Raw genomic sequence first — 22724 nt, 5'->3', positions numbered from 1 at the left:
GCCCGCGTCCGCCTCCACCCGGCCGCAGACGCGCGACCGCCCCCGCCGGGTAGGCCCCGGCGGGGACGTGGTGGGCCGTTCAGCGCGCGGCGGCGAGTTCGGCGAGGGCGCGCAGGCGGGTGAAGTAGTCGGCGGCCGAGGGGTCGTCGGCGAGTTCGGGGAGCAGTCCGTCGACGGAGGCCATGCCGGTGCGCAGGGCTTCTCTGCGGCGTTGGTCGAGTGGGCCGGTCAACGCGGCGGACACGCAGCCGGCGAGGTGGCTCTCCAGCAGCACCAGGTCTTCGCCGGCGGCCGAACGCCGGTAGCAGCTCTGCGGAAAGGGCAGGTCGAGGAAGTCCTGCCAGAGGGTGGCCAGCTGGTCATCGTGCGTGTCGCTCATGCGGACGATGATGCACGAGCGCACCGGCGCTCCGACACCCGCCCCACCCCTGGTCGGGCCGCTCCGCCGCGGGCGCGCACGGCGGCGGGGCCCGGTGCGGGAGCGGTTCCGCACCGGGCCCCGCGGTGGTCCGGGAGTCCGGCTGTCAGGGTGTCAGGACCATGGCGCCGGAGGGCTTCAGGGCGTCAGGCGCTGAGCGGGTACCGGCCGCCCAGCTCGCCGAATATCGCGCCGTTGAGGACGAAGGCGCGCTTGCACTCCTCGGCGACCCGGCGGCGCTCGACCTCGTCCATCAGCTCGCCCGCGGCGTCCAGCTTGGCGCGGTAGTCGCGCTTGAACGCGGCGGGGTTGTCGATCTCCTCGAAGACGTAGAACCGGACGCCGTCGCCCTTGCGCGCGAAGCCCCAGGTGCGCTCGGCGACGCCGCGGATGATCTGACCGCCCGACAGGTCGCCGAGGTAGCGGGTGTAGTGGTGGGCGAGGTAGCCGGCCGGCCAGGTCAGGGCGAGGTGCTCGATCCGGGCGGCGAGCGCCTCGGTGGCGGGCAGCGGGGCGAGGGTGTCGCGCCAGCCGGGGCCGGCCAGGTGGTCGAGGTCGCGTTCGATCGCGGCGGTGCGCAGCAGGGCGCGGTCGGCGAGCGGGCCGGCCACCGGGTCGGCGGCGAGGACGTCGAGGTGGGCCTCCAGGGCGCGGTAGACGTACCAGAGCTGGCCGGTGAGGTCGGTGTACGCCTGGACGCCGAGCCGCCCGCCGAGCAGGTCGCTCATGAAGGAGGAGTGCTCCGCGGCCTCGTGCTCCTCGGCACTGGCGGTGCGGAGCAGGGCGGAGAAGGTGGCGGGCGGCAGGTCGGGGCTGGACATCGGGCAGGGCCTCCAAAGATCGAATCCCCCTGATTATTTAGGTGAGGCTCACCTAAGTCAAGCTGTTGCCGACACCTTGTCGGGAAGATCCCCCGGCCCGTCGAATCCCTCGGCGCACCGGCCCCGACGTGCTTGGATGCTCGCCATGGACCGATCAACGAACCGACCCGAGGACCGGACGACAGACCGGACGACGAACCGCCCCGCGGGCCCTGCGGCGGGCCGCTCCTTCGACGACCTGGTCGAGGAGGCCGCCGCCGCGCCCGTCGACGGCTGGGACTTCTCCTGGCTCGACGGCCGGGCCACCGAGCAGCGCCCGTCCTGGGGCTACCAGCGGCTGCTGGGCGAGCGGCTCGCGGCCGCGACCGCCGCGCTGGACGTGCAGACCGGCGGCGGCGAGGTGCTGGCCGGCGCGGGCGCCGGGAACTTCCCCCGGACGCTGGTGGCGACCGAGGGCTGGGCGCCGAACGCCGCCCGGGCGACCCGGCTGCTGCACCCGCTGGGCGCCGTCCTGGTCGCCTCGCCCGAGGGCGCGCCGCTGCCGTTCGCCGACGGCGCGTTCGACCTGGTGACCAGCCGCCACCCGGCGACGGTGGACTTCCCGGAGCTGGCCCGGGTGCTGGCCCCGGGCGGGACGTACTTCGCGCAGCACGTGGGCGGGCGCACCAACGTCGAGCTGAGCGCGTTCTTCCTCGGGCCGTTCCCCGTCCCGACCGCCCGCGAGCCCGAGGTGGAGGCGGCCCGGGCCCGGGCGGCCGGCCTCGACGTCGTCGACTGCCGCAACGAGCGGCTGCGGCTGGAGTTCACCGACGTCGGCGCGGTGGTCTGGTTCCTGCGCAAGGTGCTCTGGACGGTGCCGGACTTCTCGGTCGACCGCTACCGCGAGCGGCTGCGCGACCTGCACGGGCTGATCGGGCGCGAGGGCGCGTTCGTCTCCACCATGTCCCGCACCCTGCTGGAGGCCCGCAAGCCCGCCGCCGCCTGACGGCCCGCCCCCGCACCCCGCCCGTCCCCCGTTCGGCGCGATCCGCCACCCGCACGGGTGACCCGGCGAGACGGGAGGCGCCGGAGCGGCTATGCATCCCGGCGGACAGACCGGGACGGCCGCGAACGGCCGGGGACGGCGCCCGGGGACGACGGACGGGAGGCGGGCGCGGTGGCGGAGCAGAAGGCGGACGAGCGCACCGAGCTGGACCGCAAGGGCGGCCCGGGGCACACGGTACTGCTGGCACTGCTCGCGGCGGTGCCGGTGGTGAAGGTCGCCTGGACGGTCGGCGGCGGCTCGCACACCCGCGAGGTGGTCTCCACCATGGGCGTGCCGAACCTCGGCGAGGTGCTGGTCGGCATGGTGACGACCCGTCCGCTGCTGGGCTGCCTGGTCGCGGTGGTCACCTCCCGGGTGGTGTTCGCGCTGGCCGCGGCGCGCGGCGCCGTCCCGCGCGGCCGCTCGCTGGGCCAGCTGGCCCGGACGGTGACGCTGACGGTCGCGAACCCGCTGGCGATGGGCGTGCTGTGCTGGGTGTTCTACGGGTTCCGGTGGGGGCTCGGGGTGGCGCTGGTCTCGCTGGCGCTCCGGCACGGGCTGGTCCAGGAGTACCGGGCGGGCCGCCGCAGCCACCCGCACGGGCGGCCGGACCCGGTCTCCCTCGCGCCGTGGGAGCTGCGGCTGGTGGCCGCCGAGCAGTGGGCCGCGCTGCTGCTGACCGTCGTGCTGCTGCCGCTGGTGGCGTTCGGCTCCGCGCTGGACGGGCGGGCCTGGGACACCGTGCTGCGCTGCGAGGTGACGGCGGGCGAGCACACCGGGCCGTCCCGGCTGATCGAGTTGCGCCGCGAGGGCAACGGCGTGGTCGGCTGGGACCTGCACGCGCGGGAGATCGTCAACGGGGCGGGCTGCGTCAAGGAGGAGTCGCTGCGGGTCCGCCCGGCCTGGTGGGACTCCTGAGCCGCAGCCGCTACGCCTCCGGGACGCGGCGCACTGGGTGGCCGGACTCGCCGGCGGTCAGCCAACCGCCGTCGCCGAGCGGGCGCAGGTCGTAGCAGTCCCGGCCGCCGGAGGCGAACTCGCCGAGGATCCGGCCGCCGTGCGCGTCGACCCGGTAGCTGCGGAACCACTCCCGCCCGGTCTCCTCGTCCTCGCCGTACAGCACCACCGCGAGGGTGTCGGCGTCGAGGTAGCCGCCGCTCCACTCGACCACGGCCTCCCACTCCGCGCCGTCGTAGCCGAAGTCGTCGACGGTGAGCGTGAACACCGCCTCGCCGCCGGGCCAGGCGTGCACGGTGGCGTCGGCCTGGCCGTGGTCGACGGTCAGGAAGTGCCCGCCGTCCGGGGCGAAGCCGATCACGCAGCGGTCGTCCCAGGGGTACTCGACCAGTTCCAGCGTGCCGTCGTCGCCCAGCGTGCCGCGGAAGACCCCCGTGCCGTCCTGGCCCTCACCGACGCACAGCAGCACCGCCGTGCCGTCGGGGTGGACGAAGTGCTCGCCGCCGTGGCCGACCGTGCGCAGCGCGGCCCGGGCGAGCCGGGTGCCGGTGGCGGCGTCCAGCACCTCCCAGTGGTCGTGCGGGCCGCGGCCGGCCATCGCGTCGGGCCGGTACCACCAGAGCAGCCGGCCGTCCCGGGAGAGCGCGCAGCCGGGGTGGTGGCCGAGGTCCTCGGTGCGCTCCGGCTCGGCGGTGGCGCGCCACCGCTCGGTGCCGTCCGCGCCGACGCAGACCGCGCCGTCCGGCGTGGTGTAGTACGCCCGCCCGAGGTCGGGCGCCACCGCGTGCTCGCGGACCTCGTCGCCCGCGACCGGCCGGAACACCGCGACGGGCTCCAGCGGCCCGGGGGCGGCCGGGCGGTAGGCGTGGATCGCACCGCCGACCAGGCGGGTGACGATCGGGCGGCGGTCCTGTTCCTCGTCCGTGGCTTCCGCGCCCGTGGCTTCCTCGTTCATGGCCCGGAGCCTAACCGGCCGCGCCGACAGCCGGGTTCACCGCTTCTCGGCGGTGGTCACCAGCACGGTCACCGAGGCCAGGAACGGGCCGCGGGCCAGGTGGTCGAGCCACTGCCCGGCCTGCCGCTCGGTCAGGTGGCCGGCCGCGACGGCGCGTTCGGTGTTGCGGCGCAGGCCGAGGACGCGGTCGGCCTCCCGGACGTCCCGGTAGAGCGGGGTGACCGGGACGACGGCGCGCACCGCGAGACCGGCCCGCTCGGCCAGCCGGGGCAGTTGGCGGCCGATCAGCGGGTTGCGGACGATCCGGTCGGTGAGGTGCCGGGTGAAGGCGCGGGGCAGTTCGGGGTCGGGGTGGTCGACGGCGAGGGTGTCCCAGTCGGGTTCGGCGGCGACCAGCCGGCCGCCGGGACGCAGCACCCGGTGGGCTTCGGCGAGGGCGGCGGCCGGGTCGGCGAGGTGCTGGAGCAGCCGGTCGGTGCGGATCCGGTCGGCGCTGCCGTCCGCGAGCGGCAGGCGGTGGACGTCGGCGCGCAGCACGGCGGTGCCGGGCAGTCCGGCGGCCCGTTCGGCGGCGCGGCGGACCATCGCGGGGTCGTGGTCGATGCCGAGGACCCGGCCGCGGGCGGTGGCGGCGCGGGCCAGCGCGGGGAGCGCGGCGCCGGTGCCGCAGCCCCAGTCGAGCAGGTGCCCGCCGGGCCTGGCGTCCAGGGCGTCGAGCAGGACCTGCTGGTAGGCGCGGGCCTGGTCGGTGGTGTTGAGGCGCTCCTGGTAGGCGATCCGGTCGGGGACGACGGTCTCGAAGAGCTGTCCGGCGACGTCGGCGAGCGCGTCCAGTTCGCGGCCGAGCGTGCGGCGGCCCCGCTCGGTCAGTCGGACGGGGCGGCGGCGGCCCTCGCCGGGCAGGTCCGCGATCAGCTGTTTGTCGCGCAGCCGGGCGAGCGCGCCGGAGAGGCTGCCGCGGCCGAGCCGGGTGCCGGTCATCCGCTCGATGGCGGTGTTGACGGCGTAGCCGTGCAGCGGGCCGTCCGCGAGGGCGGACAGCACCAGCATCTGGGCGTCGTTGGTGCGCACCTGGCTCCGTTCGTTCGCGTCGGCCGTCCGGCCGCGCTTCTCGATGACACGCGTCGCGTGCTATTCATTGTGCACCACGCGGTCCGCCCCTCCGAAAGGCCGTCACCTTGCCCGTCCCGAAGGCCCTGCACGCCGTGGGCTCCGCCCTCGACTCCCTCCTCGGCCCGCTCCGCACCGGCCGGCTGCGCCGCCGCCTGGCCGGGGCCGAACTCCCCCGCCACATCGGCCTGATCATGGACGGCAACCGCCGCTGGGCGCGCGAGCGCGGCCTCGCCGACACCCGGCTCGGCCACCGGCACGGCGCCCGGCACGCCGGCGCGGTGCTCGGCTGGTGCGAGGCGCTGGGCGTGCGGCACGTGACGGTGTTCGTCTGCTCGGCGGAGAACCTGGAGCGCCGCGGCGACGCCGAGGTCGCCTTCCTGATGCGGGTGATCGAGGACGTCCTGGCCCGCGAGCTCGCCGGGCCGCGCCCCCGCTGGCGGGTCCACCTGGCCGGCGACCCCGCCACCCTGCCCGACTCGACCGTCCGCGCCCTGCGCCGCGCCGTCGACGCGACCGCGCACTGCGCGACCGGCGCGCACCTCACCCTGGCCGTCGGCTACGGCGGCCGGCAGGAACTCGTGCACGCCGTGCGCGGCCTGCTGAACGCCCACGCCGACACCGGCCGCCCGGTCCGGGCGCTGGCCGAGGAGCTGACCGCCGACCACATCGCCCGCCACCTGCACACGGCCGGCCACCCCGACCCCGACCTGGTCATCCGCACCAGCGGCGAGCAGCGGATGTCCAACTTCCTGCTCTGGCAGAGCGCCTACGCCGAGCTCTACTTCGCCGACGCCCACTGGCCCGCCTTCCGCGAGCTCGACTTCCTGCGCGCCGTCGCGTCCTACGCCGCCCGCGGCCGCCGCTACGGCCGGTAGGCCCGGCAGGTCCGGGTGGCCGGGCGGCGGCCGGAGCGGCGGCGGTGCGGGTTCAGTAGAGGCCCTCGGGGGACGAGCTGGCGATCTGGAGCGGGCGGACGTTGGCGACGCCGTCGGTGGGCCACCGGTCGGTCGGGTGCCGCAGGGCCTGGTCGCGTTCCAGGATGTTGGGGAGGAACAGGTCCTCGTGGAGGACGGTGAGCCGGACCTGGCCGACCGCGCCGGGGGCGACCGGGGTCGAGGGGTCGCCCTTCTCGACCACCCCCATGGTGACCTGCGGGTAGTTCGGGACGTAGCTGATCAGCTCGCCGTCCCGCTCGACGTCCAGGCAGGCCGCGTTGCCGAAGGTGTTGCCGTAGGTCAGCCCGCAGATGCCGCCGTGCAGGGCGGCGGTGAAGGCCCGGTACATGTCGGCGCTGATCTGGGTGCCGCTCAGCCGCACGCCGTCGAGGGCGGCGACCAGGTCGGGCCGCTGCCGGGCGAGGGCCTGGAAGAGGGCCGGGGTGGTGTTGAGGTAGTGGACCCGGCCCGGCTGGAGGACGTCGGCGATCTGCTCCAGCAGGTGGGCGGTGTAGTCGCCGACCTCGGCCAGGCGTCCCGTCCGGATCAGGCGCTTCACCCACCGGGGGTCCATGTCCACGGCGTACACCTGGCCGGCGTGCAGTTCGGAGACCTCCTGGACGCCGTTCCCGATCAGGTGCGGCCCGGTGGGGGTGGCCTGCAGCCAGGTGCGGCCCGGGGCGAAGCCCTCCCGGACGAAGGACCAGCGGCGCCAGAGGGCCCGGTGCCGCAGCATGTCGGGGGTGTAGAAGGCCCGGCAGGGGGTGCCGGTGGTGCCCCCGGTGTCCCAGACCCGGCCGACCAGCGGCCTGGGCACCGACAGCGGGACGAGGTCCGCGGGGTCCTCGGTGCGCAGCCGGTCGAGCGGGAACGGGCCGAAGGCGGCCAGCTGGTCGTAGCGGGTGACGTCGCGCGGGTCGAAGTCCAGCCCGGGGGCCTGCCGGAGCCAGTAGGGGCTTCCGGAGACCGGGTCGAAGTGCCGGCGGACCACGGCGCGGGTCCACGCGTCGAGGTCGGTGTCCAGCCAGCGCGCGATCTGGGCGTCCGGGTCGGTGGCGGCGGTGGTGCCGGTGGCGGCGGTCACGGCAGGGCCGGGGTGCCGGTGAGGTCGATGCCGAGCTCGTACGCGGTGGTCAGGGCCTGCTCGATGTGCTCGGGCCGCTCGACGTGCACCACCGGGAAGGGGAACGCCAGGATGCCCTCGGGGATCGAGGGGCCCATCACCAGCCCGAGCCGCACGCCCTGCTCCCGCATCCCGGTGTAGACGTCGACCAGGCTGATCGGGTCCGTGGAGTTGCGCTGGAAGAGGTCCCGGACGTCGGCGGCGGTGCGCAGGACCTTCGGCTCCAGGCAGGACAGCAGCGGGATCGCGGGGTCGGCGAAGGGGATCGCGTCGATCCGCGGGGCCATGAAGTCGCGGTAGGGCCGGCGCAGCGGGGTGTGGACGGCGATGGTGCGGCCGGGCAGCGGGACGACCGTGCCGGGCGGGACCTCGGCGGCGAGCGCGCCGAGCGCCTCGGCGCGGCCGGCCAGCATCATGATGCGCTGGGTGCCGTCGGCCGTGGGGCCGAAGTCGCCCGCCAGGTAGACGCCGGGGGTGTCCGCGCCGGGGTGGGAGGGCGTGCCGTCGGCGGCGGGGCCGAAGGCGATGGCGATGCCCTGCGGCGGCTCGTCGGCGGGCGGTTCCGGGACGTCGCGGGAGCCGGCCAGCAGCTCGAACAGCTCCCGGCGTCCCAGCGATCCGGCCAGGCAGCTGGCGGTCATCGCGCCGAGGCTGAGGCCGCCGATGGCCGCGGGGCGCAGGTCGAACGAGGCGAGCACCTCGTGCACGCCGATCGCGAGGGCGGCCTCGCGGACCGTGCCGACGCTCTGCCGCTCCTCCTGGGCGGTCGGGAGGTCGTCCTCCAGGATCTGTCCGACCGTCAGCCCGGTCCACGCGGAGACCTGCTCGTACCAGGCCCGCACGACCTCGTAGGTCCGGTAGAGCTCCAGGCCGTGCGGCTCGGTCCCGACTCCGCCGCCGAACAGGTACCCCAGACTCATGACGACTCCTGTGAATAGGTGTGAAAGGAGGGAACGGTGGTGCGGATCGAACGCGGTGGGACGGGAATGGATCCGACCGCACAATGACGCGCGATAAGGTGCCCGACCGGGCGGCGGGGAGTCCGGATCCCGGCGCGATATCGAGATGCTATCCGGATATGGGAAAATCACCTCCGGCACGACGGCGGGCGCATTTCCCGCGCCCGGCAGCAATTGCCCCCGCCATTCCTCCGAGGGGGGATCGGGCGACGCCCGGATAAAAGGCCCGACGCCGCCCGCCCCCGTCTATGGCTCAAGGAATTCCGGGAGAACACGGGGTGGCCACGACCCGACGCTGAGCACTCCGAGGGAGTGCGCCCGGGAGATCAGCGCGGGCCGGTTCACCGCCTGGAAACGGCGCATCATCAGCCCGATGCGGTACTCGACGCCCTGCCGGCTCAGGTGCAGCGCCGCCGCCAGCCGGACGGTCGGGATGCCGATCGCGACGCCCTCCAGGATCCCGACGTCCAGGGCGGTCAGCCTCCGGATGTCCGGGCCGCCGGCCGGATCGGGCCTCGGCCGCCGCGCGGGCCCGGCCTCCGTCGAGGTCGCTGACGGTGTCACTGCCCCACCCCCTTCACTGTCGTCCGCCCCCCGCCGTCCGTGTCCTCAGGCGCGCAGCGCGCCGGTGAGGTGCTCGCGCAGCACGGCGGTCACCTCGTCCGCCCGGCTGCTCAGGTAGAAGTGCCCGCCGGGGAAGACCCGGAGGTCGAAGGCGGACCTGGTGCGGTCGCGCCAGCGGTCGGTCCCGGGGACCGGCGCCCAGCGGTCCCGGTCCCCCACCAGGGCGGTGACCGGGCAGTCGACCGCGGCCTCGCGGTCGGCCCGGTAGGCCCCGACCGCCCGGTAGTCGGCGCGCAGCGCGGGGAGCACCATCCGCAGCAGCTCCTCGTCCTCCAGGAGCCGGGTGTCGGTGCCGCTCATCTCCCTGAGCTCGGCCAGGATGCCCGCGTCGTCGACCGGGTGGGCGGGGTCGGGCCGGTCCGCGGACGGCCCGTTGCGGCCGGAGACGAAGAGCCGGTCGACCCGCCCGCCCGCCCGCTCGATCCGCCGGGCCACCTCGAAGGCGACCAGCGCGCCCATGCTGTGCCCGAAGAGGGTCAGCGGGAGGTCGTCCCAGCGGCGCAGCGCCTCGGCCGCCTCGTCGGCCACCCGGTGCAGGTCGTGGAAGCCGGCCTCGTCACGGCGGTCCTGCCGGCCGGGGTACTGCACGGCCAGGACGTCGACCGGGCCGTGCAGCGCGGCGGACACCGGGAAGTAGAAGCTCGCCGAGCCGCCGGCGTGCGGGAAGCAGACCAGTCGGCGGGCGGCCGTCGGCGAGGGGTGGAAGCGACGGCACCACAGGTCGCTGTCCAAAGAGAGGGAGGTCATGTCGGCCTTTCATTCTCTTATCGAAATCCGCGCGGTGCCGGCGGGTGGGGCGTGGCGACCGGGTGGGGTATCCGCCGCACCGGCGGGCCGTCTGATGCACACTTATCAGGGGAGCCCGGATCGACGGTGACCTACGGCCCACGGTTGGCGCATATGACAGCCTGCCATACCGCTTGTAATGTCAGCAAGTACGCATCGGAGCGCATCGATCCGCTCATGCCCGGGGTCAATTCCGGCCATCTCTCCGACGGTTGGTGAGAACGTTGCGGTGCGGAGCAAAGCCGTGGGTTTTACTTGGCTCCGACTCGGCGGCGGCGACTCCGACCGCCGCGACCGTGTCGCGCGACGCACACCCGGCACGCACGCAGGACCCGCGTTCTAGGAATACCCCTAGACGCGACGGGACTTCGTTGACGCGTACACGGTCTCCCAAGAGGCTGGAGGCACCCCTGCCCACCGGCCGTGCGACGAAGAGGACTCCCGCCTTGAAATTCCTGTTGCTGGGCCCGCTCTCCATCCGGCTGAACGCGCGTGAGGTGCACGTGTCGGCGCCGAGGCAGCGCGTGGTCATGGCAGCGCTCCTCCTCAACGCCAACCGGGTGATCTCGGTCGACCGGATCGCCGAGTACGTCTGGGACGGCGCCCCGCCGCCGAGCGCCGCCGCGACCGTCCGCACCTACGTGATGCGCCTGCGGCAGTCGCTGGGCGAGATCGCCTCCGCCCGGATCCTCACCCGGGCGCCCGGGTACCTCCTCGAACTCGGCGAGCACGAGAGCGATCTCGGGCAGTTCACGGCCCGCCGCCGGCGCGCGGCGGAACTGGCCGGGCGCGGCGACCTGGCGGGCTCCGCCGCCGAACTGGCCGAGGCGCTCGCCCTGTGGCGCGAGGAGCCGCTGGCGGACATCCCCTCGCAGACGCTGCGCGACGTGGAGGGCCGCTACCTCCAGGAACTCCGGCTGCAGACCATGGAACTGCGCTTCGACGCGGAACTGGCCCTGCTGCGGCACGCCGAGATCGTCCCGGAACTGGTGCGGCTGGTGCGGCGGCACCCGCTGCGGGAGGCCCTGGTGGGCAAGCTGATGCTGGCGCTGTTCCGCTCGGGACGGCAGTCGGAGGCCCTGGACCTCTACCGGCGCACCCGGGTGCTGCTCGTCGAGCAGTTGGGCGCCGAGCCGGGCGCCGAACTGCGCGAGGTCCACCGGCGGATCCTCTCCGCCCACGACCGGCCCCGCACCCCCGCCCCGCCGCGGGAGCGGCCCGCGCCCGCCCGGGCGGCGTCCCCGGCCGCCGCCTGGGCGAGGCGGCCGGTGCCGGCGCAGCTGCCCTCGGTGCCGCTGCCGCTGTCGGCCCGCTCCGGCGAACTGGTGCGGCTGCGGCACTTCCTGACGACCGGTTCGATGCCCGCGGGCACGGTGGCCACGGCCGTGGTGACCGGCCGGGGCGGTGTCGGCAAGAGCGCGCTGGCCCTGCACGCGGCGCACGCCGTCCGCGGTTCGGCGGTGGACGGCCAGCTCTACGCGGACCTCGGCGGAGCCGGCCGGCCGCTGACCGCCCGGACGGTCCTGCCCCGGTTCCTGGCCGACCTGGGGGTGCCCAGGGACGGGATACCCGAGGAGGAGTCGGAGCGCGAGAGCCTCTACCGCTCGCTCACCTCGGGCCGCCGGCTGCTGGTGGTGCTCGACAACGCCTCCGGCGGCGCGCAGGTGCGGCCGCTGATACCGGGCAGCGGGGGCAGCAGGCTGCTGGTGACCAGCGGACGGCGGCTGGCCGAACTGGAGGGGGCCCGGACCCTGCGGCTCGGCCCGCTGGACGAGGCCGGGTCGCTGGAACTGCTGGGCGGCATCATCGGCCCGGACCGGGTCGACGCCGAACCGCAGGCGGCCCGGACCCTGCTGACGGCCTGCGCGGGCCTGCCGCTGGCGATCCGGATCGCGGGGACCCGGCTGCTGGAGCGCCCGCACTGGAGCATCGGGCACCTGGCCCGGCGGCTCACCGAGGCCCCGCGCCCGCTGGACGAACTGCGCGCGGGCGACCTCGGCGTCCGGCCCCGCCTGGACGCCGACCACGCCGGGCTCCGGCGGCCCGGACCGGGCGGGGTCGACCCGGCCGAGGTGTTCACCGCGCTGGGGGCCGCCGACCTGTCCTGGGTCTCCCGCTGCCGGGTCGCGGTGATGTTCGGCTGCTCCGAGGAGCAGGCCGAGGAGGCCCTGGACGCCCTGGTCGAGGCGAACCTGCTGGGCGCGCCGACCGGGGACCGCTACCCGCTGGACGCGCTGCTGCGGGCCTACGCCCGCGAGCGGGCGCAGGCGGCGGCCCTGCGGCGGCACGACGCCCCGTTCATGCGCGCCGGGTGACCGACCCCGCTCCCCTTCAACCCGTCCCGTTCCGCTCCGTTCCGTTCCGAGAGGACCCCTCGCCATGGCCGACCAGACGGCAGCCACCCCCGACCTGCTCGCCTACGTCCGGGAGGTGTCCCTCCGCGACGACGACCTGCTCCGGGAGCTGCGGGAGACCACCGCGGACCTGCCCGGCGGGGCCGCCCTCCAGGTGATGGCGGAGGAGGGCCAACTGCTGGCCCTCCTGGTCGGGTTGACGGGGGCGCGGACGGTGCTGGAGGTCGGCACCTTCACCGGCTACAGCACCCTGTGCATGGCCCGCGCGCTGCCGGCCGACGGGCTGCTGGTGTCCTGCGACATCGAGGAGCGGTGGCCGGCCATCGGCGCCGACTTCTGGAAGCGGGACGGCGTCGACTCGCGCATCGACCTGCGGATCGGCGACGCCGCCGCGACGCTGGACGCGCTGCTGGCGGAGCGCGGGCCGGAGGGCTTCGACCTGGTGTTCATCGACGCGGACAAGGCCAACTACGTCCGCTACTACGAGGCTTCGCTGGCGCTGCTGCGGCCCGGCGGCCTGATCGTGATCGACAACACGCTCTTCTTCGGCCGGGTCGCCGACCCGGCCGCCGCGGACCCGGACACCGCCGGGGTCCGGGAGCTGAACCGGCTGCTGCACGGGGATCCCCGGGTGGAGCTGTCGCTGCTGGTGATGGCCGACGGGATCACCCTCGTCCGCAAGCGCTGAGCACCGCGGGGCCGAGGGCCCGGCGCGCCCGGGGTTCCGGGGGCGCCGGGCCCTTCGGCGGTCACGGCGCCGCCGGGCCGCCTTCCGGCACGCCCAGGTCGGGGGCGTCCACGTCGATGACGGTGGACACCACGCGCGGGCCGGGCGCCAGGTGCAGGCGCTGGAGGCCGCCCTCCGCCGGGCCCGCCGGGTTCGCCGGGTTCGCCGGGTTCGCCGGGTTCGCCGGGTCGGCCGGGAGGACGGCGGCGCACGGGCACGGGGCCTCGTCCAGGCCCTCGAAGCCGGCGAACCGGTAGGCGATCTCCATCATCCGGTTGCGCTCGGTCGCCCGGAAGTCCGCGACCAGGTGGACCCCGGCGCGGGCGGCGGCGTCGGCCAGCCAGTTCAGCAGGGTCGCGCCGGCGCCGTAGGCGACGACCCGGCAGGAGGTGGCGAGCAGCTTGAGGTGCCACAGGCCCGGGTGCCGCTCCAGCAGCAGGACGCCGACCGCGCCGTGCGGGCCGAACCGGTCGGTGAGGGTGACCACCAGGACCTCGTGCCGGGGGTCGGTGAGCAGGCCCCGCAGCACCGCGTCCGGGTAGTGGACCCCGGTCGCGTTCATCTGGCTGGTGCGCAGGGTGAGTTCCTCGACCCGGGACAGCTCCTCGCCGGTGGCCCGGCCGATCCGCATCCGCAGCTCCAGGGAGCGCAGGAACTCCTCGTCGGAGCCGGGGGCGGCCGCCCGCTCGGCGTCGCGGCGGAAGCCCGCCTGGTACATCTGGCGGCGGCGCCGGGAGTCGACGGTGCTGGTTCCGGGGGTGAACTCGGCGAGCCCCGGCAGGTCGAGGACCCGCTCGGCCGGGTAGCAGCGGACCTCGGGCAGGTGGAAGGCCACCTCGGCGCGCTCGGCGGGCCGGTCGTCGACGAAGGCCACGGTGGTGAGCGCGAAGTTCAGCCGGTCGGCGATCCGGCGCACCGACTCGGACTTGGCGCCCCACCCGATCTCCGGCAGGACGAAGTACTCGGCCAGGCCGAACGCCTCCAGCCGGGCCCAGGCGTGCTCGTGGTCGTTGCGGCTGGCGACGGACTGCAGGATGCCGCGCGAGTCGAGCTCGATCACCACCTTGCGCACCTCGTCCGGCAGGTGCACCTCGCCGTCCTCCAGCAGGGTGCCCTGCCAGAGGGTGTCGTCCAGGTCCCAGACCAGGCACTTGACGGTGCCGTTCCCAGCCATGTCGTCCTTCCTCGTCTCGTCGGCCGCGGGCCCGCTCACGGCGTGCCCGGGGCGGAGAGGGCGTGCTGCGCCAGCATCAGCCGGCACAGCTCGCTGCTGCCCTCGATGATCTCCATCAACTTGGCGTCCCGGTACGCCCGGGCCACCGCGTGCCCGTCCCGGGAGCCGGCCGAGGCCAGCACCTGGACGGCCGTCGCCGCGCCCCGGGCGGCCTCGGTCGCGCTGACGTGCTTGGCCAGCACGGTCGCCACCACCTGGTCCGGCGATCCCTCGTCCCAGCTGCGGCTGGCGTGCTCGCAGACCCGGGAGGCCACCTGCTCGGCCGTGTAGAGGTCGGCGAGGTGCCCGGCGACCAGCTGGTGCTCGGCGAGCGGCTTGCCGAACTGCCGCCGTCCGGCGGCGTGCGCGGTGGCCGCCGCCAGGCAGGCCCGCAGGATGCCCACGCACCCCCAGGCGACGGACATCCGCCCGTACGCCAGCGCGGTCGTCACCAGCAGGGCGGGCGGCAGCGGGTGGCCGCCCAGGACGCTGTCGGCCGGCAGCCGCACCCCGTCGAGGTGCACGTCGGCGTGCCCGGCCGCGCGGCAGCCGAGCGGGTCGGCGATCCGCTCGATCCGGACGCCCGGCGCGTCGGCGGGCACCACCACGGCCACCGCGCCGTCCTCGTGGCGGCCGACGACGACCAGCAGGTCCGCGTAGTGGGCGGCGGTCACCCACTTCTTGTGCCCGTCGACGACGACCTCGTCGCCGTCGCGGCGGACGGTCGTCGCCATCGCCGCGAGGTCGCTGCCCGCGCCGGGCTCGCTGAAGCCGACCGCCGCCAGCGCGCCGCCGGTCAGCCGGGGCAGGTGGACGGCCGCCTGCTCGGCGGTGCCCAGGCGCCGGATGGTCCACGCCGCCATGCCCTGGGAGGTCATCACGCTGCGCAGCGAGCTGCACAGGCCGCCCACGTGGGCGGTGTACGCGCCGCTGTGCGTGCTGCTGAGCCCCCAGCCGCCGTACTGCTCGGGGACCTCGGCGCACAGCCGCCCCTCGGCGCCCAGTTCGCGGAGCAGGTCCAGCGGGATGAGGCCGGTCCGGTCCCACTCCGCCGCCAGGCCGCCGACCCGCAGGGTGACGGCGGTCATCGCGCCGCCCAGGTCGTCACCCACGCGGACCCCCGGCGGCGGACTCCCGGAGCCGGGCCACCAGCTCGGCCATCCGCCGCACCGTGCGGAAGTTGTCCAGCCGCAGGTCCGCGCCGCGGACGGCGACGGCGTAGGTCTTCTCCAGGTGCACCACCACCTGCATGGCGAAGAGGGACGACAGCCCGCCGGCGTCGAACAGGTCGGTGTCGGCGTCCCAGGCGGTGCCGGTGCGCGCTTCCAGGAACCCCAGCAGTTCCTTCTCCAGCTCGTGGGTGTCGGGCGTGTTCGCCGTGCTCATGGACGTCTCCTTGTCGGGTGTACGGGTGTACGGGGGTGCGAGGTGCAGGGGGTACGGGGGGCGCGGGGTGCTCAGGCGTAGTCGTAGAAGCCGCGCCCGGACTTGCGGCCCAGCCGGCCCTCGCGGACCAGCTGGAGCAGCAGTTCGGCGGGGCGGCAGCCGTCGTCGCCGGTGCGCTCGTGCAGCACGGTGAGGGAGTCGACGAGGTTGTCGATGCCGATCAGGTCGGCGGTGCGCAGCGGCCCGGTGGGGTGTCCCAGGCAGCCCTGCATCAGGGCGTCGACGTCCGCGGCGGTCGCCGTGCCCTCCTGCACGACCCGGGCCGCGTCGTTGATCATCGGGTGCAGGACGCGGCTGGTGACGAAGCCGGGCGCGTCCCGGACGACCACCGCCCGCCGCCGCAGGGCCGTGAGCAGCTCGGCCACGGCGGCCATCGCGGGCTCGCCGGTCCGGGCGCCGCGGACCACCTCGGCGGTGCCGATCAGGTAGGGCGGGTTCATGAAGTGGGTGCCGACCAGTTCCTCCGGCCGCTCCAGCGCCCCGGCCAGTTCGTCGACCGGGATCGAGGAGGTGTTGGTGATCAGCAGCGTCCCGGGCCGGACCAGTCCGGAGACCTCGGCCAGGACGGCGGCCTTGACCTCGGCGTTCTCGGTGACCGCCTCGACGACGGCGGTGGCTCCGGCGACGGCCTTCGCCGAGGTGCCGGTGACCAGGGTGCCGAGGGGCGTCCCGGCGGGCAGCGCGCCCATCAGCTCGGCCAGCCGGAGTTCGCCGTCGATCAGGTCGGCGGCCCGGTCGAGCCGTTCCCGGTCGACGTCGACCAGGTGGACCGGCAGGCCGTGCCCGAGGGCGAGGACGGTGATCCCGACGCCCATCACCCCGGCGCCCAGCACGGTCAGGGCGTGGCGCGGGGAGGGCTGGGGGGAGTCGTGGTCGTCGTGCGGGGTGGTGCTCAACGGGTTCTCCTTCGTGCTCACGGGCCGTCGGGGGTGCTGGCGGGGATGGCGGTACGGGTGGCGGTGTGGGTGGTGGCGGGGGTGGTGCGGAGCGTGGCGCCGAGCCAGTCGGCGACGGCCTCGCCGGTGGTCGCGACGTGCTGCTCCATGATCGAGAAGTGGTCTCCGGGGACGTCGACGGTGTCGGCGCCGGCCCAGGACGAGCGCCAGTCGCCGGCTTCGGCGGACGGGCGGCCGAGCGGGGTGGAGGCGCGGACCAGCAGCAGCGGGGCCCGGACCGCCGGGGGCTTCCAGTCGTCGAGCAGCCGGAAGTAGCCGCCCATCGCGGTCAGCCGGGTCCCGTCCATCGGGGCCGCCCGGTCCTCGCGGGCGAACATGCCGCCGAGCAGGACGTCGTTGAACTGGGTGATGCCCTGGTTGTCGGAGAGGTAGGTGTCCAGCAGCACCACGGCCGCCGGTCCCGCGCCGCGCCGCTCCAGCTCGGCGGCCACCCCGTGGGCGAGCGTGCCGCCGGAGGAGGAGCCGGCCAGGACGAGCGTCCGCCCGGGCAGTTCCCGGAGCAGGGTCGTCGCCTGGAAGTCCAGCAGGGCCGCCATGTCGGCGGGCAGTTCCTCCTCGGGGGTGAACCCGGGGGCGTCCAGCGCGGCGACGGCGTAGCGGTCCCGGAAGCGGGCGGCGAAGCGGGCGTACTGGTGGGCGCCGCCGAGGGCGACGATCGAACCGAAGCAGACGAGCACGGGGGCGTCGGCGCGTTCGTTCAGGCGCAGCAGCCGGGGTCCGGCGCCGGTGGCGGCGAGGCCACCGCCGTCGTGGAAGGCCGGGCGCAGGGCGGAGGCGTTCTTGAGCAGGGCGATGCCCTCGTCGATCCGGCCGAGCGCGCAGGCTTGGCGGAACAGCACGCTCGCCGGGTCGGCGGCGCTGTCGGTGTCGGTCTGCTGACCGGGCGCGGGTGGCGTCGCGGGCCGGGGGGCGTCCTCCGTCCGGGCCTCGGCGGCGAGGCGGGCCGCGAGCGCGGCGGGGGTGCCGCTGTCGAAGACGGCGGAGGGCCGCAGCCGCACCCCGGTGAGGGCGGCCAGCCGGTTGCGGAGCTCGACGGCGGTCAGCGAGTCGAACCCGACCGAGAGGAAGGGCTCGGTCGCGGACAGCGCCCCGGCGTCGGCGTGGCCGAGGACTCCGGCGGCCTCGGCGAGGACGAGTTCGCGCAGGACCCGCTCGCGCTCCCCCGGGTCGGCGGCGGCGTCGAGCCGGTGCCGCAGCGCGGCGGCGGCGGTCGGGGCCGCCGCCCCGGCCGGGGCGCGCCGGACCAGGGCGCGCAGCATGGGGTGCACCGGGCCGTCGCCGCGCCCGGCGAGGTCGAGGTGGGCCAGCACGACGGGGCTGCCGTCCGCCGGCGGGGCGGCGTCGGCGGCGCACACCGTGTCCAGCAGGGCCATCGCCTCCTCGTCGGAGAGGCCGCGGGCGCCGCGCCGGTCGATCCGCCGCCGGTCGGCGCCGGCGAGTTCCGCCGTCATCCCGCTGACCCGCGCCCAGGGGCCCCAGGCCAGCGAGAGGCCGGGCAGGCCGAGCCGCCGGCGTTCCGCGACGAGCGCGTCGAGCGCGGCGTTGGCCGCCGCGTAGGACGCCTGGCCGGGGCTGCCCAGTACGCCCGCGGCGGAGGAGAAGACGACGAACGCGGCGAGGTCCGCGCCGCGCGTCAGCTCGTCGAGGTGGTGGGCGGCGTCGAACTTGGGCCGCAGGACGGCGGCCGCCCGCTGCGCCGTCAGCCCGTCCAGCAGGCCGTCGTCGAGCACCCCGGCGGTGTGCACCACGGCGCACAGCGGGTGCTCCTCCGGGACGGTCGCGAGGGCGGCGGCCAGCGCCCGGCGGTCGGACACGTCGCAGCCCAGCGCGGTCAACTCGGCCCCGGCAGCGGCCAGTTCCGCCGCCAGCTCCGGCAGGCCGGGGGCGTCGGCGCCGCGTCGGCTCAGCACCAGGAGGCGGCGCACCCCGTGCGCGGCGACCAGGTGCCGCGCCAGCACGGCCGCGAGGGCGCCGCCGCCGCTCACCAGCACCGTCCCCCCGGCCGGCCCGAACGCGCCGACCGGCGGCTCGCCGGACGCGGACGTCGGGACGGGTGCGGGGACGGGGGCGGTCGCGGGGGCCGGGGGGCGCACCAGTCGGGGCGCGTACAGGACGCCGCCGCGCAGGGCCGCCTGCGGTTCGCCCCCGGCGAGCAGGTCGGCGAGCGCGTCGCCGAGCCCGGGGCCGTCACCGAGCCCGTCCTGGTCCGGCCCGTCGGTGTCCAGCAGCACGAAGCGGTCCGGGTGTTCGAGCTGGGCGGCCCTGAGCAGGCCCCAGACGGCGGCCGCGCCGGGGTCCGCCGGGCGCGGCCGCGCGCCGAGCGGGCCGGTCGCGTCCCGGGTGAGCACCACCAGGGGCGTCCGGGCGGTGGTGTCGTCGGCCAGGTGGGCCTGGACGCGGTCCAGCACCTCGGACACGACGGCGTGCACCGCCCCGGGGTCCCCGCTGGCGTCGGCGGACGGGGGGCAGGCCAGCAGCAGCGCGTCGGGGGCCCCGGGCGGGGGTCCGGCGGGGAAGCCGGCCGGCAGCAGCCGCTCGTCCCGGGGGCCGAGCAGGCCCCAGCGGGTGACCGGGCGCGGGCCGGGGGCGGCGGCGACCGGCGTCCAGCCGACGTGGAAGACCGAGCCGGTGGAGGCCCGCAGCGCGGCGGTGGAGGCCGTGCGCAGGGTGAGTGAGCCGACCGTCGCCACGGTGCGCCCGGCGGGGTCGGTGATCCGGGCGGTGACGGCGTCGGGGCCGTCGGGGCGCAGCCGGACGCGCAGGACCGGCGCGTCGGAGTCGTGGAGCGCGACGCGCTGCCAGGAGAACGGCAGGGGGACGCCGTCGGCGGGCGCCGCGGTCGGGGCGCCGTCGCGCAGGCCGGTGGTCTGGAGGGCCGCGTCCAGCAGGGCGGGGTGCAGGCTGAAGCCGTCGGCGCCGGTGCCGGGGAGGCCCTCGGGCCGGGCCACCTCGGCGTGGATCGCGTCCGGGGTGCGCCAGGCGGCGCGCAGGCCGCGGAACGCCGGGCCGTAGGCGACGCCGCGGGCTTCGAGCAGTGCGTACAGCTCGTCGACGTCCAGCGGGAGCGCGCCGGGCGGGGGCCAGGCACCGGCCGCGTCGGCCTGCTCCGGGCTGTCGGCGCGCTCCGCCGAGGGGTCCGGCGGGCCGACCGTGCCGGTCGCGTGCCGGGTCCAGGGCTGGTCGGGGGCGCCGGCGGCGTCGGGGGCGGTCTCGGGGCGGGTGTGGAACTCGACCGGGCGGCGGCCCGTGCCGTCCTCGGCGCCGATCCGGACGCGCAGGTGCACGGCGTGGTCGTCGGGCAGCAGCAGCGGGGCGGCGAGGGTGAGTTCCTCGACGAGGGGGCAGCCGTGCCGGCGGCCCGCGTGCGCGGCCAGCTCGACGAGGGCCGCGCCGGGCAGCAGCACCGTACCGGCCACGGCGTGGTCGGCGAGCCAGGGGTGGGTGGCCGGGGAGAGCCGGCCGGTGAAGAGGGTGCCCGCGTCGTCGGGCAGGTCGACCGCGGCGCCGAGCAGCGGGTGGTCCGCGGCGGACTGGCCGGCGGCGGTCTGGTCCCGGTCGGCGGGCTGGGCGTCGAGCCAGTAGCGGCGGCGCTGGAAGGCGTAGGTGGGCAGGTCCACCCGCTGGGCGCCGGTTCCGGTGAACAGCCGCTCCCAGTCGATCCGCAGGCCCCGGACGTGCGCCCCGGCGAGGGCGAGTTGGAGCCGGCGGAGTCCTCCGGCGCCGCGCCGCAGGGTGTCGAGCACGACGGTCTCCGGGGCGCCCGCGTCGGCGGCCGTGTCCTCGATCCCGTACATCAGGGCCGGCTGCGGGCTGGACTCGATGAAGACGCGGTGCCCGGTGGCGAGGAGCGCGCGGGTCGCCCGCTCGAACTCGACGGTCTGCCGCAGGTTGCGGTACCAGTACTCGGCGTCCAGCGCCTTGGTGTCCAGCAGGTCGCCGGTCACGCTGGAGTAGTACGGCACCGTGCCCGACCGGGGGGTGATGCCGTCCAGGTCGGCGAGCAGCCGCTCCCGGAGCTGCTCGACGTGCGCGGAGTGCGAGGCGTAGTCGACCTCGATGCGCGTCGCCCAGACCCCTTCCTCCAGGAGTTCCGCGACCAGCGCGGCCACCGCGTCCGCGTCACCCGAGACCACCGTCGAGGACGGGCCGTTGACCCCGGCCACCGACAACCGCTCCCCGATCCGCTCGCGGACCGCCTCGACCGGCAGCGGCAGCGACGCCATCCCACCCCGACCCGCCAGCGCCCCCACCGCACGGGAGCGCAGCGCCACCACCCGCGCCCCGTCCGCCAAGCTCAACCCGCCCGCCACGCACGCGGCGGCGATCTCCCCCTGCGAGTGGCCCACCACCGCGTCCGCAACCACCCCGAACGCACGCCACACCTCGGCGAGCGACACCATCACCGCCCACAGCACCGGCTGCACCACGTCCACCCGCGCCAGCAGCTCCTCGGAGCCCAGCGCCTCCGCCAACGACCAGTCGGTGTACGGCTCCAACGCCCGCCCGCACTCCGCCATCCGCGCCGCGAACACCCCCGATTCGGCCAACAGCTCCACCGCCATCCCCACCCACTGCGACCCCTGGCCGGGGAAGACCAGCACCGAGCGGCCCGGGAGCGGCCCGGCGCCGGTCGGCACGGCCGCCGAGCCGGTGCCGCGCGAGAGGGCGGCGAGGCCGGTGAGCAGTTCGTCCCGGTCGGCTCCGACCACCACGGCGCGTTCCGTGAAGCGGGAGCGGCCGTTCAGCAGCGAGTGGCCGACGTCCAGCGCGCTCAGCTCCGGTGCGGCGGCCACCCGTTCGTGCAGGGCGGCCGCCTGGGCGCGCAGCGCGTCGGGGGTGCGGGCCGACAGGATCCAGGGGACGGCGGCGGGCGGCGTCGCCGGTCCGTCGGCGGGTTCCGGGGCCGGGGCCTGTTCGAGGACGAGGTGGGCGTTGGTCCCGCTGGCGCCGAACGAGGAGACCGCGGCCCGGCGCGGACGGCCGGTCTCGGGCCAGGGGGCGGCCTCGGTGAGCAGGGTGACGGCGCCCTCGGTCCAGTCGACGCGGGGCGAGGGGCGGTCGACGTGCAGGGTGCGCGGCATCAGGCCGTGCCGGATCGCCAGCACCGACTTGATCACGCCGCCGACGCCCGCGGCGGCCTGGGTGTGGGACAGGTTGGACTTCAGCGAACCCAGGCGCAGCGGCCGGTCGGCGGGCCGGTCCTGGCCGTAGGCGGCCATCAGCGCCTGCGCCTCGATCGGGTCGCCGAGGACGGTGCCGGTGCCGTGCGCCTCGACCAGGTCCACCTCGGCCGGGGCGAGTGCGGCGTTGGCCAGGGCGTGCCGGATGACGCGCTGCTGCGCGGGCCCGTTCGGGGCGGTCAGCCCGTTGCTGGCGCCGTCCTGGTTGACGGCCGAGCCGCGGACCACCGCGAGCACCGGGTGCCCGTTGCGGCGGGCGTCCGAGAGCCGTTCCAGCAGGAGCAGGCCCAGGCCCTCGCCGAACCCGGCGCCGTCCGCCGCGGCGGAGAAGGACTTGCTGCGCCCGTCGGGGGCCAGGCCGCGCTGGCGGCTGAACCCGGCGTACAGGCCGGGGGTGGACATCACGGTCACCCCGCCGGCCAGGGCGAGGGTGGTGTCGCCGGCGCGGAGCCCCTGGCAGGCCAGGTGGACGGCGACCAGGGAGGACGAGCAGGCGGTGTCCAGGGTCACCGCGGGGCCCTCCAGGCCCAGGGTGTAGGCGATCCGGCCGGAGGCGACGCTGGGGATGGTGCCGGTGCCGAGGAAGCCCTCCAGTTCGTCGGGCACCCGGCCGAGGCGGGAGCCGTACTCGCTGTGGATCACCCCGGTGTAGACGCCGGTGCGGCTGCCGCGCAGGGTCGCCGGGTCGATGCCCGCGCGTTCCAGCGCCTCCCAGGACGCCTCCAGCAGCAGCCGCTGCTGCGGGTCCATCGCGAGGGCCTCGCGCGGCGAGATGCCGAAGAACCCGGCGTCGAAGCCGGTCGCGTCGTGCAGGAAACCGCCTTCGCGGACGTAGAAGGTGCCGGGGGTGTCGGGGTCGGCGTCGAAGCCGCCCTCGACGTCCCAGCCCCGGTCGGCGGGGAACGGGGAGACCGCGTCGCGCTCCTTGACCAGCAGGTCCCACAGGTCTTCCGGGGTCCGCACGCCGCCGGGGTAGCGGCAGCTCATCGCGACGATGGCGATGGGCTCGGCGGAGTCGTCGCGCAGCCGCCGGTTCTCCTGCCGCAGGCGCTGGTTGTCCAGCAGCGAGGCGCGCAGGGCGGCGACCACCTGGTCCGTGTCGGTGGGCATGGGGGCGGGCTTCTCCTTCGGCG

General features: G+C 76.1%; 18 protein-coding genes. 5 read left to right on the top strand and 13 right to left on the bottom strand.

Annotation, left to right across the window (positions count from 1 at the left end; all coding sequences use genetic code 11):
• Nucleotides 1-79: 79 nt before the first annotated feature.
• Entirely contained in the window at nucleotides 80-379 is a 300-nt protein-coding gene (locus KSE_RS36425; RefSeq protein ID WP_148283217.1) for a hypothetical protein, read from the bottom strand.
• 185 nt (nucleotides 380-564) lie between these two features.
• Nucleotides 565-1239 (bottom strand): biliverdin-producing heme oxygenase, encoded by a 675-nt coding sequence (locus tag KSE_RS36420; protein ID WP_014140410.1) that lies wholly within the window; start codon nucleotides 1237-1239, stop codon nucleotides 565-567.
• Nucleotides 1240-1384: 145 nt separating this feature from the next.
• Between KSE_RS36420 and KSE_RS36415 the strand changes: the two genes are divergently transcribed.
• Both KSE_RS36415 and KSE_RS43185 read left to right on the top strand, forming a co-directional pair.
• Nucleotides 1385-2224, top strand: coding sequence for a methyltransferase domain-containing protein (locus KSE_RS36415; RefSeq protein ID WP_051055580.1), 840 nt, complete (start codon nucleotides 1385-1387; stop codon nucleotides 2222-2224).
• 171 nt (nucleotides 2225-2395) lie between these two features.
• Nucleotides 2396-3181, top strand: a complete 786-nt coding sequence (locus KSE_RS43185; protein ID WP_014140408.1) for a hypothetical protein — start codon at nucleotides 2396-2398, stop codon at nucleotides 3179-3181.
• A 10-nt stretch (nucleotides 3182-3191) separates the two neighbouring features.
• On the opposite strand, the gene KSE_RS36405 is transcribed toward KSE_RS43185, so the two are convergent.
• Together KSE_RS36405 and KSE_RS36400 are read right to left on the bottom strand one after the other, a co-directional pair.
• On the bottom strand, nucleotides 3192-4175 hold the full coding sequence (locus KSE_RS36405) for a hypothetical protein (RefSeq protein WP_014140407.1): 984 nt from the start codon (nucleotides 4173-4175) through the stop codon (nucleotides 3192-3194).
• Nucleotides 4176-4211: 36 nt separating this feature from the next.
• A complete protein-coding gene (locus tag KSE_RS36400; RefSeq protein WP_014140406.1) occupies nucleotides 4212-5246 on the bottom strand; it encodes a methyltransferase domain-containing protein in 1035 nt (344 codons plus the stop codon).
• A gap of 107 nt (nucleotides 5247-5353) precedes the next feature.
• Here KSE_RS36400 and uppS point away from each other — a divergent pair, with 107 nt between their 5' ends.
• On the top strand, nucleotides 5354-6163 hold the full coding sequence (uppS, locus tag KSE_RS36395; protein ID WP_014140405.1) for a polyprenyl diphosphate synthase: 810 nt from the start codon (nucleotides 5354-5356) through the stop codon (nucleotides 6161-6163).
• Between the two features lie 52 nt (nucleotides 6164-6215).
• On the opposite strand, the gene KSE_RS36390 is transcribed toward uppS, so the two are convergent.
• From KSE_RS36390 to KSE_RS36375, 4 genes are all read right to left on the bottom strand, one after another.
• A complete protein-coding gene (locus tag KSE_RS36390; protein WP_014140404.1) occupies nucleotides 6216-7307 on the bottom strand; it encodes a hypothetical protein in 1092 nt (363 codons plus the stop codon).
• Nucleotides 7304-8266, bottom strand: coding sequence for an ACP S-malonyltransferase (locus tag KSE_RS36385; RefSeq protein WP_014140403.1), 963 nt, complete (start codon nucleotides 8264-8266; stop codon nucleotides 7304-7306). Before KSE_RS36385 ends, KSE_RS36390 begins: the two co-directional genes overlap by 4 nt.
• Before the next feature lie 285 nt (nucleotides 8267-8551).
• On the bottom strand, nucleotides 8552-8869 hold the full coding sequence (locus tag KSE_RS36380; protein ID WP_014140402.1) for a helix-turn-helix domain-containing protein: 318 nt from the start codon (nucleotides 8867-8869) through the stop codon (nucleotides 8552-8554).
• A gap of 45 nt (nucleotides 8870-8914) precedes the next feature.
• Nucleotides 8915-9676 carry a thioesterase II family protein gene (locus KSE_RS36375; protein WP_014140401.1) on the bottom strand — a complete coding sequence of 254 codons (762 nt, stop codon included), beginning with the start codon at nucleotides 9674-9676 and terminating at the stop codon, nucleotides 8915-8917.
• A 536-nt stretch (nucleotides 9677-10212) separates the two neighbouring features.
• On the opposite strand from KSE_RS36375, the gene KSE_RS36370 reads away from it, so the two are divergent.
• Nucleotides 10213-12030 carry an AfsR/SARP family transcriptional regulator gene (locus KSE_RS36370; protein WP_269450341.1) on the top strand — a complete coding sequence of 606 codons (1818 nt, stop codon included), beginning with the start codon at nucleotides 10213-10215 and terminating at the stop codon, nucleotides 12028-12030.
• Nucleotides 12031-12094: 64 nt separating this feature from the next.
• Nucleotides 12095-12757: an O-methyltransferase gene (locus KSE_RS36365; RefSeq protein WP_014140399.1), complete on the top strand. Its 663-nt coding sequence runs from the start codon at nucleotides 12095-12097 to the stop codon at nucleotides 12755-12757.
• Nucleotides 12758-12818: 61 nt separating this feature from the next.
• Here KSE_RS36365 and KSE_RS36360 read toward each other — a convergent pair whose 3' ends face one another.
• From KSE_RS36360 to KSE_RS36340, 5 genes are all read right to left on the bottom strand, one after another.
• Complete coding sequence (locus tag KSE_RS36360) at nucleotides 12819-13970, bottom strand: HAD-IIIC family phosphatase (RefSeq protein WP_014140398.1); 1152 nt, start codon at nucleotides 13968-13970, stop codon at nucleotides 12819-12821.
• Between the two features lie 35 nt (nucleotides 13971-14005).
• Nucleotides 14006-15121, bottom strand: coding sequence for an acyl-CoA dehydrogenase family protein (locus KSE_RS36355; RefSeq protein ID WP_014140397.1), 1116 nt, complete (start codon nucleotides 15119-15121; stop codon nucleotides 14006-14008).
• The gene (locus KSE_RS36350) at nucleotides 15114-15395 is read right to left on the bottom strand and encodes an acyl carrier protein (RefSeq protein WP_014140396.1); all 282 of its coding nucleotides are present in this window, start codon (nucleotides 15393-15395) and stop codon (nucleotides 15114-15116) included. The genes KSE_RS36355 and KSE_RS36350 overlap by 8 nt, the downstream gene beginning before the upstream one ends.
• Nucleotides 15396-15466: 71 nt before the next feature.
• Nucleotides 15467-16351: a 3-hydroxyacyl-CoA dehydrogenase family protein gene (locus tag KSE_RS36345; protein ID WP_033259554.1), complete on the bottom strand. Its 885-nt coding sequence runs from the start codon at nucleotides 16349-16351 to the stop codon at nucleotides 15467-15469.
• Between the two features lie 17 nt (nucleotides 16352-16368).
• On the bottom strand, nucleotides 16369-22701 hold the full coding sequence (locus KSE_RS36340) for a type I polyketide synthase (protein ID WP_014140394.1): 6333 nt from the start codon (nucleotides 22699-22701) through the stop codon (nucleotides 16369-16371).
• Between the last annotated feature and the right edge of the window lie 23 nt (nucleotides 22702-22724).

The organism is Kitasatospora setae KM-6054 (assembly GCF_000269985.1).
GTDB classification, from domain to species: Bacteria; Actinomycetota; Actinomycetes; order Streptomycetales; family Streptomycetaceae; genus Kitasatospora; species Kitasatospora setae.
Note: the sequence above shows the minus strand (reverse complement) of the source record. Positions and strands in the feature narration are given on the sequence as shown.